14 protein-coding genes are annotated in these 12,869 nt (G+C 71.2%); 7 read left to right on the forward strand and 7 right to left on the reverse strand.

Annotated features, from left to right (window positions below):
* The first annotated feature begins 102 nt into the window (after positions 1–102).
* The gene (locus PV419_RS15150; protein WP_319688843.1) at positions 103–1,335 is read left to right on the forward strand and encodes an MFS transporter; all 1,233 of its coding nucleotides are present in this window, start codon (positions 103–105) and stop codon (positions 1,333–1,335) included.
* Positions 1,336–1,395: 60 nt separating this feature from the next.
* Here the strand turns inward: PV419_RS15150 and PV419_RS15155 are convergent, their stop codons facing one another.
* On the reverse strand, positions 1,396–1,980 hold the full coding sequence (locus tag PV419_RS15155; protein ID WP_319688845.1) for a DUF2269 family protein: 585 nt from the start codon (positions 1,978–1,980) through the stop codon (positions 1,396–1,398).
* Between the two features lie 141 nt (positions 1,981–2,121).
* Between PV419_RS15155 and PV419_RS15160 the strand changes: the two genes are divergently transcribed.
* The 3 genes from PV419_RS15160 (at position 2,122) to PV419_RS15170 (ending at position 5,732) form a co-directional block, all read left to right on the forward strand.
* Positions 2,122–2,748: an HAD-IB family phosphatase gene (locus PV419_RS15160; protein ID WP_319688848.1), complete on the forward strand. Its 627-nt coding sequence runs from the start codon at positions 2,122–2,124 to the stop codon at positions 2,746–2,748.
* Between the two features lie 340 nt (positions 2,749–3,088).
* Complete coding sequence (locus PV419_RS15165) at positions 3,089–4,657, forward strand: globin domain-containing protein (RefSeq protein WP_319688850.1); 1,569 nt, start codon at positions 3,089–3,091, stop codon at positions 4,655–4,657.
* A gap of 217 nt (positions 4,658–4,874) precedes the next feature.
* Positions 4,875–5,732, forward strand: a complete 858-nt coding sequence (locus PV419_RS15170; RefSeq protein WP_319689089.1) for a pyridoxamine 5'-phosphate oxidase family protein — start codon at positions 4,875–4,877, stop codon at positions 5,730–5,732.
* A gap of 33 nt (positions 5,733–5,765) precedes the next feature.
* Here the strand turns inward: PV419_RS15170 and PV419_RS15175 are convergent, their stop codons facing one another.
* The 5 genes from PV419_RS15175 to PV419_RS15195 form a co-directional block, all read right to left on the reverse strand.
* Positions 5,766–6,251: an NUDIX hydrolase gene (locus PV419_RS15175; protein WP_319688852.1), complete on the reverse strand. Its 486-nt coding sequence runs from the start codon at positions 6,249–6,251 to the stop codon at positions 5,766–5,768.
* Between the two features lie 42 nt (positions 6,252–6,293).
* Positions 6,294–7,190, reverse strand: a complete 897-nt coding sequence (locus tag PV419_RS15180) for a LysR family transcriptional regulator (RefSeq protein WP_319688854.1) — start codon at positions 7,188–7,190, stop codon at positions 6,294–6,296.
* Between the two features lie 217 nt (positions 7,191–7,407).
* The gene (locus PV419_RS15185; RefSeq protein WP_319688855.1) at positions 7,408–8,637 is read right to left on the reverse strand and encodes a cystathionine gamma-lyase; all 1,230 of its coding nucleotides are present in this window, start codon (positions 8,635–8,637) and stop codon (positions 7,408–7,410) included.
* A complete protein-coding gene (locus PV419_RS15190) occupies positions 8,634–9,215 on the reverse strand; it encodes a low molecular weight protein-tyrosine-phosphatase (RefSeq protein WP_319688856.1) in 582 nt (193 codons plus the stop codon). Before PV419_RS15190 ends, PV419_RS15185 begins: the two co-directional genes overlap by 4 nt.
* Positions 9,216–9,240: 25 nt before the next feature.
* A complete protein-coding gene (locus PV419_RS15195) occupies positions 9,241–9,621 on the reverse strand; it encodes a phage holin family protein (RefSeq protein WP_319688858.1) in 381 nt (126 codons plus the stop codon).
* 66 nt (positions 9,622–9,687) lie between these two features.
* Between PV419_RS15195 and PV419_RS15200 the strand changes: the two genes are divergently transcribed.
* The 3 genes from PV419_RS15200 (at position 9,688) to PV419_RS15210 (ending at position 11,354) form a co-directional block, all read left to right on the forward strand.
* A complete protein-coding gene (locus PV419_RS15200; protein ID WP_319688860.1) occupies positions 9,688–10,005 on the forward strand; it encodes a cupin domain-containing protein in 318 nt (105 codons plus the stop codon).
* Positions 10,006–10,167: 162 nt separating this feature from the next.
* Positions 10,168–10,386 carry a DUF5326 family protein gene (locus PV419_RS15205; protein ID WP_319688862.1) on the forward strand — a complete coding sequence of 73 codons (219 nt, stop codon included), beginning with the start codon at positions 10,168–10,170 and terminating at the stop codon, positions 10,384–10,386.
* Between the two features lie 530 nt (positions 10,387–10,916).
* A complete protein-coding gene (locus PV419_RS15210; protein WP_319688864.1) occupies positions 10,917–11,354 on the forward strand; it encodes an SsgA family sporulation/cell division regulator in 438 nt (145 codons plus the stop codon).
* A 68-nt stretch (positions 11,355–11,422) separates the two neighbouring features.
* On the opposite strand, the gene PV419_RS15215 is transcribed toward PV419_RS15210, so the two are convergent.
* The gene (locus PV419_RS15215; RefSeq protein WP_319688866.1) at positions 11,423–12,802 is read right to left on the reverse strand and encodes a YibE/F family protein; all 1,380 of its coding nucleotides are present in this window, start codon (positions 12,800–12,802) and stop codon (positions 11,423–11,425) included.
* Between the last annotated feature and the right edge of the window lie 67 nt (positions 12,803–12,869).

A 12,869-nucleotide genomic window follows, 5' to 3' on the forward strand; every position in this document is an offset into this window, starting at 1 on the left:
CTTGACGAAAAAGACAGCGCTTGCAAATAAAGCGCGTCTGCAATTATTGTCAACGCGTTCAAAGCCTCCATGCAATCGTGCGATCGTTCTGAGGACCCTGACATGCCTCTCGCCCTGCTGGCGCTTGCCATCGGCGCCTTCGGCATCGGCACCACCGAATTCGTGATCATGGGACTGCTGCCCGAGGTGGCGGACGAGTTCCATGTCTCCATCCCCACCGCCGGATACGCGACCACCGGCTACGCCATCGGTGTCGTCGTCGGCGCCCCGCTGCTGACCCTGCTCGGCACCCGGCTGACCCGTAAGCGGATGCTGATGACGCTGATGGGGCTGTTCATCGCGGGCAATCTGCTCTCCGCGCTCGCCCCCGCCTTCGTGCTGCTGCTCGCCGGGCGGGTGCTCGCCTCGTTCGCGCACGGCGCCTTCTTCGGCATCGGCGCGGTGGTCGCCGCCGACCTGGTCGCCCCCCACAAGCGGGCCCAGGCCATCGCCACCATGTTCACCGGCCTGACCGTCGCCAACGTCGTCGGCGTGCCCATGGGCACCTGGATCGGCCAGACCCTCGGCTGGCGCGCCGCCTTCCTCGCCGTCGCCGGGCTCGGCGTGCTCGGCCTGGCCGGCATCGCCGCCCTCGTCCCCCGCCGACCCGGCCCGGCCACCGCCCGCCTCGGCCAGGAGCTCGCGGCCTTCCGCAACCCGCAGGTGTGGCTGGCGATGACCACGACCGTGCTCGGCTTCGGCGGGGTCTTCGCCGCCATCACCTACATCACGCCGATGATGGTGGACGTGGCGGGCTACGCCGACTCCTCCGTGACCTGGCTGCTCGTCCTCTTCGGCCTCGGCCTGGTCGGCGGCAACCTCATCGGCGGGCGCTACGCCGACCGGGCCCTGATGCGGATGCTGTACCTCACCCTCGGCGGGCTCGGCGTCGTCCTGGCCGCGTTCAGCTTCACCGCCCACAGCAAGATCGCGGCCGCCGTCACCATCGTGCTGGTCGGAGCCTTCGGCTTCGCGACCGTGGCGCCGCTGCAGAAGCGGGTCATGGACCAGGCTCCGAACGCGCCGACGCTCGCCTCGGCGGCCAACATCGGTGCCTTCAACCTGGGCAACGCCCTGGCCGCCTGGCTCGGCGGGCTCGTCATCTCCGCGGGGATGGGCTACACCGCGCCCAACTGGGTCGGCGCGCTCATGGCCTTCGCGGCGCTCGCCACCGCCGTCCTTTCGGCCAGGCTCGAACGGCGCACCGCGCGCGCCGGGCGGGTCGTCGCCGCGGGCGGCGTCCCCGCCGCCTCTGCCACCGACGAGACGAGGGCGGGCGCGGCAGCCGTACGCTGACCCGACCGCCCTCGCCCGCCCCGGTATCCGGCCGCCGCAGGCCCTCCCGCCACGCCTCCGTCACGCCTGTGAGCGGACCTGCGAGCGGGCGGCCACGCGGCGGCCGGACCGCGCTCCGGACCCGGACCCGGCGCCGGAGGGACGGCTGCCGGCCCGCAGCCGACGGCCGCGCGCCGTCAGCCCCCACGGCTTGAGGACCGAGATGGCGGTGAGGAACAGATAGACGCCCAGCGCCACCGAGGGCGCGATGACGAGATCGGCCGCGGAGGGCACGGCCCGGCCCGCCGAGGCGTCGGCCGCAGCCGAGGCGATCTCGGCCCGCAGCGCGAAGACGGAGGCGCCGACCGCGGGCACCGTCAGCCAGAACTTGGTGTACACCCAGCGGTACCGGGCCAGCCCCCAGGGCGTGCCGAGCGACAGCGCCACCCCGCTCAGCAGGGACGCCAGGCTGATCGGCGCGATCAGCCAGTCGCCGAAGATCTTCATGGCGCGGTAGGCGGCCTCGGCGGTGTCCGCCGATCCGGAGGCCGCCCCCGCGATGCCGAGCGCGAGCAGACAGAGGGTGAGCCCGAGCCAACCGACGGAGACGACGACATGGACGACCAGAAGGGCCCTGCGGGCGGGGCGCGAAAGGTTCGGCTGCATTCCTCCACGGTCGTGCGCGGCGCGCCGTACCGCGTCTGACGGCGGGAGTATCCGCCCGTACTCCCGCCGTACTCCGCGCCCGCGGCACTCCCGCCCACCGGGCGCAAGCCGGGCCGTGGACAAGCCCTAGGCTCAGCTTCCATGACCAGACTGCATCTGTTCGATCTGGACGGGACGCTCATCCACGGCTCGGCCGCGGCCGTCGAGATATCCCGTCAGCTGGGGGTGGAGCGGGAGATCGACGAGCTGGAGCGGGCATTCGCGGCCGGGGGGCTGAGCACCGCCCAGTTCGCGCAGCGGGCCTGCGCGCTGTGGGGGGAGCTGACGGATCGGCATGTGGCGGAGGCGTTCGAGGGGGCGCCGTGGCTGGTGGGGATCCGTGAGGTGTGGGCGGACATCCGGGAGCGAGGCGAGCGCTGCGCGGTGATTTCGCTCTCGCCCGGCTTCTTTGTGGAGCGGCTGCTGGAATGGGGCGCGGACGCCGCGCACGGGTCGCGCTGGCCGGCCGTGCCGTTCCGCGAGCCGTTGGATCCGGAGGGCATCCTCACCCCGGCGGCGAAGGTGCGAATCGCCGATGAACTCTGTGCGAAGTTCGGCCTGAGCAGGGAGGACTGTGTCGCTTACGGCGATTCGATGTCGGATGCGGAGCTGTTCGCCGTGGTGCCGCTCTCGATCGCGGTCAACGCCGACCATCATGTGAGCGAAATCGCATCGTGCGGCTATACCGGCCGCGATCTGCGGGAGGCCTACGAATTGGCTGGTAACTAACGGTAATTACGATGGTTCCCCGGTGTAACGGAGCCGCTGGACTTGGGGCTTGTTAATTCATCCGAGCCCGGTAGGGTCGGGTCCGGGTTCTGCGCGGCGGCTGTGTCGCAAGGGCTACATCGGGGCAATCCAGCCTAACGGAACACAGGTGCCGTTACCTGGAGTTCCGGCTATGTGTCCTGTCCGGCGAACAAGCATGGCATGCTGCCCATGGAGAAGCACGGGGCGGGCCGTCCGGACCAATCTCACCTGAACCGGTGGAACAGAGCGGGGAATTGCGGGCACATTCCGGCTTCGGAAGTGCGAAGACCGACAGAAAGATGTTCGAGGCGAGGCAACCATGGACGCTCCGACCACCACGTCGTCGGCCGGCAACGACGGTACCGGCGGCACCGGCGGAAGCAGTGGCGACTGGGGCTGGTTCACCCCGAGCAGGAGGCGGGACGAGGACGAGTCCCCGGGCCCGGACCAGGAGGCCGACCGGCGGCCGCCCAGCCGTCCGGTGAGCCCGATACGCCCGGTCGGCACGGGCGTCGACCGCCGTACCCCGCCCCCCGCCCCGGCGCCGCCCGCGCAGACCGCGCCGCCCGCCCCGGCCCCTCCCGGGGCCGGGACGCCGCCGGCCTCCGACGAGTGGAACAGGCCCGCGCGCCGGGACCACGCCCCGCTCGCCGAGGCCCGGCCCGCCGCCGTACCGGAGCGCGAGGAGCACCAGCGCCCCGACGAGGCGCCCGGCGCGCAGGACGTACGGCCGGCGTCCGCGTTCTCCGAAGACCCCACCGCCTCGCCCGACGCGATCCTCATCCGCCGCACGATGGCCGAGATCGAGCCCGTCGCGGACAAGGTCACCTCGTACTTCTACGCGCTGCTCTTCGTCCAGCACCCCTACCTGCGGCCCCTGTTTCCCGCCGCGATGGACACCCAGCGGGACCGGCTCTTCAGGGCCCTGCTGACCGCCGCCAAGCTGGTGGACGATCCGGACATCCTCACCGAGTACCTCTCGGGGCTCGGCCGCGGCCACCGCAAGTACGGCACCCAGCCGGAGCACTACCCGGCCGTCGGCGAGTGCCTGATCGGCGCGCTCACCCGCTATGCGACCGGGACCTGGAGCGATGAGGCCGAGGGCGCCTGGGTCCGGGCGTACACCGCCATCTCGCAGATCATGATCGACGCGGCCGCCGAGGACGAGCTGCGCGCGCCCGCGTGGTGGCAGGCCGAGGTCGTCGGCCATGAGCTGCGCACCCAGGACATCGCCGTCGTCACCGTGCGCCCCGACCAGCCGTACCCCTTCCTCGCCGGGCAGTACACATCCCTGGAGACCCCCTGGTGGCCCCGGGTGTGGCGGCACTACTCCTTCGCCTCGGCGCCCCGCCCGGACGGTCTGCTGTCCTTCCACGTCAAGGCGGTGCCGGCCGGCTGGGTGTCCTCGGCGCTGGTGCACCGCGCCCGCCCCGGCGATGTGATCCGCCTCGGCCCTCCGGCCGGCTCGATGACGGTCGACCACTCCACCGACAACGGTCTGCTCTGCCTGGGCGGCGGCACCGGCATCGCGCCGATCAAGGCCCTGATCGAGGACGTCGCCGAGCGCGGCCGCAACCGCCCGGTCGAGGTCTTCTACGGCGCCCGCAGCGACCACGACCTCTACGACATCGACACCATGCTGCGGCTGGCGCAGACGCACCACTGGCTCTCGGTCCGCCCGGTCGTCTCCGACAGCCCGACGAACGGGATCAGCGGCCGGCTCCCGGACGCCGTCCGCCAGTACGGCCCGTGGAATACCTTCGACGCGTACCTGTCCGGGCCGCCCGGGATGATCCGCAGCGGTGTGGACACCCTGAGAGGCATCGGGATCCCGTCCCACCGCATACGACATGACTCCCTCGAAGAGCTCGTCGCGGCGGGGGACTAGCGGGCGACTGCAACACGGCGGGGGGCCGCGACGCAGTAGTGAGCAGTGAGGAGCAGGGGACTGGGGGGCCGGGAGAGCAGTGTTTCACTGACTCGAGCGATCGCAGGATGAGGGACAAGTGAGCGTGGACGACGTCGAGCACGAGAGGGCGACGACGGAGACGACGGCGATGGCGGCGACGGCATGGACCGCGCCGGCCGTTGCCCCCACGGGCGACATGGACCGTACGAGACGTCCGGGCAGCGATGGCGAACACCTGCTGCAGCGGCGCCTGGGCACGGGCGATCGCGCCGACCGCTTCTACGACGAGCAGGTGCTGGACCGGCTCAACGACCGGATGCGCGAGTTCGTGGGCCGCCAGGAGATGTTCTTCCTGGCGACGTCCGACCGGCAGGGCGAGTGCGACAGCACTTTCCGGGCCGGGCCGCCCGGATTTCTACGGGTGTTCGACGACCGGACCCTGGCCTACCCCGAATACCGGGGCAACGGCGTCCTGGCCAGCCTTGGGAACATCGAGGAGAACCCCCATCTCGGCATTCTCCTGATCGACTTCCTGCGCGACCGGATCGGTCTGCACATCAATGGCCGGGCGCGGGTCGTGGAGGACGCCGAGATGCGCGCCGTCCACCCCGGGCTGCCGGTCGACCCGGTGCCGGGGCGGCGGGCCGTGGTGTGGGTCGAGGTGACGGTCGAGGAGGCGTACATCCACTGCGCCAAGCACATCCCGCATCTGCAGAAGGCGCCCGCCCAGCGGCGGCACAGCGCTGGTGTCGGCGCCGGCGTCGGCACTGGGGTCGGCAGCGGGGTCGGCGCCAGAGCCGACGGCGCCCCCGACCGGGACCGCGACTGGGGTACGGACGACGTCAAGCGCAAGGGCGGCGACTTCTTCGGCGCGGCCGCCGACGTACGCGAGGGCCGGCGCACACCCGTGGTCGGCCGGGAGCCGGAGGGGGACCAGGACTCGGAACCCGCGCGCTCCGAGGAGTGGCAGCGGGAGGCCGAGCGCGTGCTGGCCAGGGCGCGGGAGCGGGCGCCGGAGGGTGCCGGGCAGCCGTTCAGCGGCTGGTTCCGGTAGCCGCTGGTTCCGGTAGCGGTGGTGGGGGCGGGGTCAGCCCAGGTCGTCGGCGAGCAGCGCCAGCACGCCTTCGATGTTCGCGTCGAGATACGCGCGCAGTGACGGCGGCACCACCCCCACCGAGGCGATCCCCTCGCGGGTGAAGGGGACGCGCACCACCTCGTACTCCCCGCAGGGCTCGTCCACCTCCGGGCCGTGCCGCCGTGACAGGTCCATGGACCCCAGGCGGCAGACGAAGAAGTGCTGCACCTTCACGCCGGGCGAGCTCTCGTCGGGGTGCGGGACGGTGTCGACGAAGGCGGGCACCACGTCCGTCACCTTCGCGCCGAGCTCCTCGTCGACCTCGCGGTGCAGCGCGTCGACGACCGTGGCGTCCTCGGGCTCCATCCCGCCGCCCGGGGTGATCCAGTACGGCTCCTCGCCGGGCTTGGTCCGCTTGATCAGGACCAGTCGGGGCTCGGGGCCACCGGCGAGCAGGATGGCGCGGGCGGTGCGCTTGACCACAGGTCGTTCGGTCATGGTGGAGGTTTGCCGCATGCGTCGCCCGGTGAAACCCTTTACTCACCAGTCAACAGCGGCGCGCAGCAGCCACTCGTGTGCCCGCGCGATGTGCGGCAGGGCGAGCGCACCCGTCCGGATCACCAGGAAGTAGGTGCGCAGCGGCGGCACCGGCGGATTGAGCAGGGCGACGACCTCCCCGGCGTCCAGTGCGTCCATGCACAGATAGCGGGGCAGCACGCCGAGCCCGACGCCCTCCACGACACAGGTGAGCACAGCCCGCAGATCGGGGGCGATGACGGTGCCGGCGGTGATCGGCGGGGTGTCGAAGACGGCCGACCAGTAGCGGGTGATCAGCGGCAGGCTCTCATGGACCTCGACGACCGGCAGCCGCTCCAGCGCGCTGACGCCCTTGACCTGCAACACCGCGGGGCCGCCGAGCCGGGCCGCCCAGCGCGGGGCGGCGACCAGTACATGCTCCTCGTCGCACAGCGGGGCGGCGGCCAGCGGCCGGCCGCGGGGCCGGGCGGTGGTGACGGCCAGGTCGTGGTGGCCGGCGGCCAGCCCCTCGAACAGCTCCTCGGCGCTGCCGAAGGCGCACCGCACCGTCAGCCCCTGGTTGATGAGCGGGGCGAGGGCGGGCAGGACGCGCAGCGCGGTGAACTCAGGGGGGCCGGCGAGGTGCAGGGTGCGGTTGGCGGAGCTGTCGTCGAGCCCGGCCTCGGTGATCTCCAGCAGCGCGTCGAGATGGGGCGCGGCCTTGTGGGCGAGCTCTTCGCCGACGCTGGTGGGCACGACCCCGCGCGCGGTGCGCAGGAACAGGGGGCGGCCCAGCTGGCGCTCGAGGGTGCGGATCTGGCCGGTGACGGCGGGCTGGGAGAGCCCGAGCAGGATGGCGGCGCGGGTGAAGGACCCGGCCCGGTGAACCATGACAAATGTGCGTAAGAGGGCCAGATCCATGCGGTTCCCCTCTGCTCGACGCACCCCCGCCGCTGGCCAACTATAAATATGCCGATAGGTCCATGTCGCTACTGTGATTGGACACTGACGCTGAGTCAACTAGCCTTGTTCAAGCGGTTCTCCATGAGAGAACCGGGGCGTCTCAAGCCACGAGGGGGGAGGCTTGAGACGCCCGTCCGGCATGGCCTGATCCCGAGGGGCGCGCGGTCGGCCGCCGTCAGCCCTGTGCCGCGCCCCGTGCCGCGCCCTGTGCCTCGGCGAGTGCCCGCAGCACATCCGCGATCAGATCGTCCGGGTCCTCGGCACCCACCGAGAAGCGGATGAAGCCGTCCGGCACGGCGTCGCCGCCCCACCGCCCGCGCCGCTCGGCCGTGGACCGTACGCCGCCGAAGCTGGTCGCGTCGTCGACCAGGCGCAGGGCGGCCAGGAAGCGATCGGCGTGCTCCCGGCCGGGGAGGACGAAGGAGACCACACAGCCGAAGCGCCCGCCGCGCATCTGGGCCGCCGCGACGCGGTGCGCGGGGTCGGTCGGCAGCCCGGGGTGGCGCACCCCGGTGACCTCGGGGCGCTCGCGCAGCGCCTCGGCCAGGGCGAGCGCGGTCCGGGCCTGGCGGTCGACGCGCAGCTGGAGGGTGGCCAGGGAGCGGTGCGCGAGCCATGCCTCCATGGGGCCGGGGATCCCGCCGGCCATCTTGCGCCAGGCGCGTACGGAGGCGGCCAGGCCCGGGTCGCGGCAGGTGACATAGCCGAGCAGGACGTCGCCGTGGCCGGTGAGCGCCTTGGTGCCGCTGGCGACGGAGAAGTCCGCGCCGAGGTCGAGGGGGCGCTGGCCGAGCGGGGTGGCCAGGGTGTTGTCGACGGCGACCAGCGCGCCCCGCTCGTGGGCGGCGTCGGCCAGCCGGCGGATGTCGCATACGTCCAGGCCCGGGTTGGCCGGGGACTCGATCCACAGCAGCTTCACGGGCTGCGGTTCGTTATGGGGTCTGCCGCCCGCGTCCGGCGCGCCGTCCAGGAGGGGCAGCTGGGCGTCGCCGCCGGTGGGCGCGGTGCGCACCTCGATGCCGTAGTTCCTCAGCCGCTCGCCGAGCGGGGCCAGGAGCTGATAGCCGTCGGAGGGCAGGACGGCCGCATCGCCCTGCCCCAGCTGGGACAGCAGCACCGCGGAGATCGCGCCCATGCCGGAGGCGAAGACGACGGTCTCGGCGTCGGCGTCGGGCGACTCCAGCTCGCTGATGGCCCGCTCCAACCCGGTCCAGGTGGGGTTGGCGTCCCGGCCGTAGGTGTACGGGCCCTGGCGGACGTCGGCGTCGCCGGGCAGGTGGTAGTGGGCGGCGAAGGCCGGGCCCGGCAGGGTCGGCTCATATGCCTCGGCCTCGGGCAGCCCGGCCCGTACGGCTCGCGTGCCATCGCCTGCCGCGCGCCCGCCAGTGATGTGCTCGCTCGTCATGCGTTCTCTTCCGGGGCGGGTGGTGTGACGGAGGTAACAGGGGCGGCTGAGGCGGCCGGTGCGGGGGTGCCCCGGGTGGCGAGGGCTTCGCTCACCGCGTCCAGCAGCCCCTCGCTCGCCGCCTCGATCATCTCCAGGCACGCCTCGAAGTCGTCCGTCCCGCCGAAGTACGGGTCGGGCACGTCCAGGCCGCCGAGGGCGTCCGGGTTCGCATGTGGGTCGTAGTCGCGCAGCAGCCGCACCTTCGCCGCGTCCTCGGGCGTCGGAGCGAGGGCGCGCAGCTCCCGCAGGTGACCGCTGTCCAGGGCGATCACCAGGTCGAGGGCGGAGAACCACCCGGCCTGGAACTGCCGCGCGATGTGACTCTGCTCATAGCCGTGGGCCGTGAGTACGGAGATGGCGCGCCGGTCCGCCCCGTCGCCCTCGTGCCAGGGGCCGGTACCCGCGCTGTCCACCTCGACGAGGCCGTCGAATCCCGCTTCCCCGGCGTATGCGCGGAAGACGGATTCGGCCATCGGAGAGCGGCATATGTTGCCGGTGCAGACGAAACAGACGCGGTAGGGCGACGGGGCTCTCATGCGTCCCATCATCCTCGACGGGCGCTCAGTCCTTGTCGTCGGGCAGGACGACGTGCAGGGCCCAGGCGACGATGGAGATGATCAGCGCGCCTATCACGGCCGTCCCGAAGCCCTCGACGTGGAAGGCCAGGTCCAGTTTGTCGGCCAGCCAGGAGGTCAGCAGCAGCATCAGGGCGTTGATCACCAGGGTGATCAGCCCGAGAGTGAGAATGAACAGCGGAAAGGCCAGCAGTTTGACCACTGGCTTGACCACGACGTTCACCAGGCCGAACACGAGAGCCACGAGAATGAGCGTGATCGCCTTGCGTCCGGCGTTTTCGCCGGTCAGCGTGATGTCCTTGAGGAGCCAGACGGCCACCCAGAGGGCACCCGCGTTGGCGATCGTCTTGACGAGAAGATTCTTCATGGTTGAGATCGTCGCAGAACAGGTCCCGCGCTGTGCAGGGCCGGGGAGCAAGGGGCGGAGAGGCGAATGAAGGCGTTCCGGCTGGACGAGCTGGAGGCGGAGCGGGCCGCGAACGACGGCGCGTACCTGCAGTTCCTGCGTGAGCGGAACATGTCCGTCGGGCTGTACGCGCTGGACGCGGGGCAGACCGACCCACAGCAGCCGCACCGCCAGGACGAGGTGTACCTGGTGATGAGCGGGCGGGCGTCGATCACGGTGGGGATGGAGACCACACAGGTGGCGCGCGGCAGCGTGGTGTACGTGCCGGCCGGTGTGGCGCACAAGTTCCACCACATCACCGAGGACCTGCGGGTCATGGTGGTCTTCTCTCCCCCTGAGAGCTGATGTGCCCGCCCCGCGTCCCGTAGGGGTCCGGTCAGGGGAGGACGGGGGACGTGGGGCCTGTTTTCGCTTGGCGGCCGTCCTAGCATCGAAGGCGGGGGATCCGGGTCGGCATAGCAGCTGCGGCCCGGACCGACTGGCTCAGCGAAGAAAGCAGGGATCGACGTGGCGACGAAGGGCATACTTCAGGGCTTGCCGTGGTGGGTGACATGGGTCGCGATTCCGATCCTCGTGCTGGCCGTGTTCGGCGGCCTGATCATGAGCGTGGTCGGCTTCGTGGTCAATCTGGTCTTCAAGGCGCTGCTGCTGGTGGCGCTCGTCGCCGGTCTGATCTACCTCGTACGGAAGTTCAGCTCGTCCTCGTCGTCCCGCGGCGACTGGTGACCCGGCGGCGCGGAGGCGTCGCCGCGGGATCCGGGTACGCCGCGCGGGGGATACGCGCGTTCCAAACCTCAGTTTGACGGCACCGTTCCGGTTAGAGTTCGAGTGCTCGACGCCTCCCGTTCCGGGCGTCTGCCTCGCAACACACCCCGGGGGTGCCTGTTGACGAAAGCGAACATGGCCGCGGCCGGTGAACCGGCTTTGAACTCCCACGTCATAGGCCGGCGCCGCCCCGCCCGGCCCGGGACGCGGATCCGCCCGCCCGCGCCGATCTCCTCGATCGCCGCCGTGCGGACAGCCGCGGCAACTCTGGCCATTTCCAGTCCCTCACATGAGGCAAACCGACTCCGCCCCGCAGTCGAGTCGCTACGCTCCAGAGTCGTCCGAGATATCAGCTCCCTCTCAATCCCTATCAATATCTGAAAATTCACTTCTTGTGGCCCGCTGGAGCCAGGCGGACCATGGCGTCAAGAGGCCAGGGCGTTCAAACCTGGCCATTCGCAATCAACTCGGGGCGGCGAACGATGCGTGACATGCGCGACACAGTCCAGGCAGAAGTGACGATGACCTTCCTGGTCTCCCAGGACCTCTCCTTCCGGATCCCGGTCGAGCTGTCCTACGACAGCAGCGACCCGTACGCAGTCGAGATCACCTTCCACCTGCCCGGCGACGCGCCCGTCAGCTGGGCCTTCGCCCGGGAGTTGCTACTGGACGGGCTGAGCAAACCCTCGGGCGAGGGCGATGTACGCATCGCCCCGGCCTCACCGGAGGGGGTTTCGGACGTCTTCATCAGACTCCAAGTGGGAGCCGAACGGGCCCTGTTCCGGGCCGGCGCCGCCCCGCTGGTGGCCTTCCTGGATCGCACGGACCGGGTGGTTCCGTTCGGCCAGGAGCAGGCGGCCTGCGATCCGGTCGGCGACCTGGACGCGGAACTCGACCGGATCCTCGCGGAGGACCGGTACGCCGGCTAGCGGCGGCACCTCTTTGGGGGCGGCTCGGTTCTCCCCCGGCTACCGCTGGGAGGTGCCCCCGGCCGCACTCAGCGTCCGCGCGCGCGGCGTCGTCGTCCGCGCCCGCCCCGGCCCCCGTGGCCCCCCTGCTCCGCGCCGCCCTGTGGCGCGCGGTCCGCGGAGACCACGAGCGCGGCAAGCGCGGTGGTCACCGGCACCGAGGCGACGAGGCCGATGCTGCCCACGAGCGTCCGTACGATCTCCTGCGCGACGATCTCGCTCGTCGCCACCGTCCCCACGCCGCTGTCCGCGATCGAGAACAGGAGCAGCAGCGGCAGCGAGGCGCCCGCGTACGCGAGCACCAGGGTGTTCACGACGGACGCGATATGGTCCCGCCCGATGCGCATCGCGGCCGCGTACAGCTTGCGCCAGCCCGCCGTGGGGTCCGCCTCCCTGAGCTCCCACACCGCGGAGGTCTGGGTGACGGTCACGTCGTCCAGCACCCCCAACGACCCGATGATCACCCCGGCCAGCAGCAGACCGCGGATCTCGATGTTCGGATAGAGGCCGTGGACCAGCCCCGTCTGGTCGTCGGTGTTGCCCGTCAGGCTCGCCCAGCCGATGAACAGCGAGCCCAGCAAGCCGATCAGCAGCAGTGAGGTGAGCGTGCCGAGCACGGCGACGGACGTACGAGCCGTCAGCCCATGGCACATGTACAGCGCGATGAGCATGATCGCGCTGCCCCCGACCACCGCGACGACCAGCGGGTTGGAGCCGTCCAGGATCGCCGGGAGGATGAACTGCGTCAGCACCCCGAAGCTGACCGCCAGCGCCACCAGCGCGAAGACGCCGCGCAGCCGCCCGACGGCCACGACCGCGAGCGCGAACAGCCCGGCGAGCAGCGCCATGGGCAGCGTCCGGTCGACGTCCGAGACGGAGTACTGCAGATTCTTCGGCGCCTTGGGCGCGTACGCCAGCTTCAGCTTCTGACCGGCGGAGTAGGTACGGGACGCGTTCGGCTGTACGATTTCCTCAAATCTGCGTCCTTTGTCCTTCCCTGATGTGACCTCGATGGTCGCCTTCTCACAAACGGACTTCTTGCCCGATCCCCCGGCCGCGCTCTCCTGGTCCGCGGCCGCCTGGCCCGGCTCGGCGGGCTGCTGCGGCTGGGCGTTGACGTCGGCGCAGTTGACCTCCTCGACCTTCACCACCCGCCCGGCCACGGTCTGCTGGTCGAAGCCGAGCCCGCTGCGCTCATGGGCCTTGTGGTCGGGCGTGCCGCCCGGCCACAGCACGATCAGCCCGGCGACGACGGCTGCGGCGAAGGGGATCAGGACCGCCGCGATGACCTTGCGCAGGTGGGCGGAGACGGGCGTGGCCGGGCCATGGCTGTGCGAGTGGCCGTGAGCGTGGCCGGGCGTGTGGCCGGGCTCATCCGGGTGGTGCTGCCGCTGCGGTGTCGAGGTCACCGTCAGATCATCGCAAGAGCGAGGGCCCTCTGTTCATCGCCGCGGGAGAACCGTTAGCGTGGGTGAC

Origin of the sequence: Streptomyces sp. ME19-01-6 (assembly GCF_033793745.1) — a bacterium.
Taxonomy (GTDB): Bacteria; Actinomycetota; Actinomycetes; order Streptomycetales; family Streptomycetaceae; genus Streptomyces.

Bases quoted from the DNA above. Each gene is read 5' to 3' on its own strand.
- PV419_RS15150 (WP_319688843.1), top strand. From the start codon at position 103: ATGCCTCTCGCCCTGCTGGCGCTTGCCATCGGCGCCTTCGGCATCGGC.
- PV419_RS15155 (WP_319688845.1), bottom strand. From the start codon at position 1,980: ATGCAGCCGAACCTTTCGCGCCCCGCCCGCAGGGCCCTTCTGGTCGTC.
- PV419_RS15160 (WP_319688848.1), top strand. From the start codon at position 2,122: ATGACCAGACTGCATCTGTTCGATCTGGACGGGACGCTCATCCACGGC.
- PV419_RS15165 (WP_319688850.1), top strand. From the start codon at position 3,089: ATGGACGCTCCGACCACCACGTCGTCGGCCGGCAACGACGGTACCGGC.
- PV419_RS15170 (WP_319689089.1), top strand. From the start codon at position 4,875: ATGGACCGTACGAGACGTCCGGGCAGCGATGGCGAACACCTGCTGCAG.
- PV419_RS15175 (WP_319688852.1), bottom strand. From the start codon at position 6,251: ATGACCGAACGACCTGTGGTCAAGCGCACCGCCCGCGCCATCCTGCTC.
- PV419_RS15180 (WP_319688854.1), bottom strand. From the start codon at position 7,190: ATGGATCTGGCCCTCTTACGCACATTTGTCATGGTTCACCGGGCCGGG.
- PV419_RS15185 (WP_319688855.1), bottom strand. From the start codon at position 8,637: ATGACGAGCGAGCACATCACTGGCGGGCGCGCGGCAGGCGATGGCACG.
- PV419_RS15190 (WP_319688856.1), bottom strand. From the start codon at position 9,215: ATGAGAGCCCCGTCGCCCTACCGCGTCTGTTTCGTCTGCACCGGCAAC.
- PV419_RS15195 (WP_319688858.1), bottom strand. From the start codon at position 9,621: ATGAAGAATCTTCTCGTCAAGACGATCGCCAACGCGGGTGCCCTCTGG.
- PV419_RS15200 (WP_319688860.1), top strand. From the start codon at position 9,688: ATGAAGGCGTTCCGGCTGGACGAGCTGGAGGCGGAGCGGGCCGCGAAC.
- PV419_RS15210 (WP_319688864.1), top strand. From the start codon at position 10,917: ATGCGCGACACAGTCCAGGCAGAAGTGACGATGACCTTCCTGGTCTCC.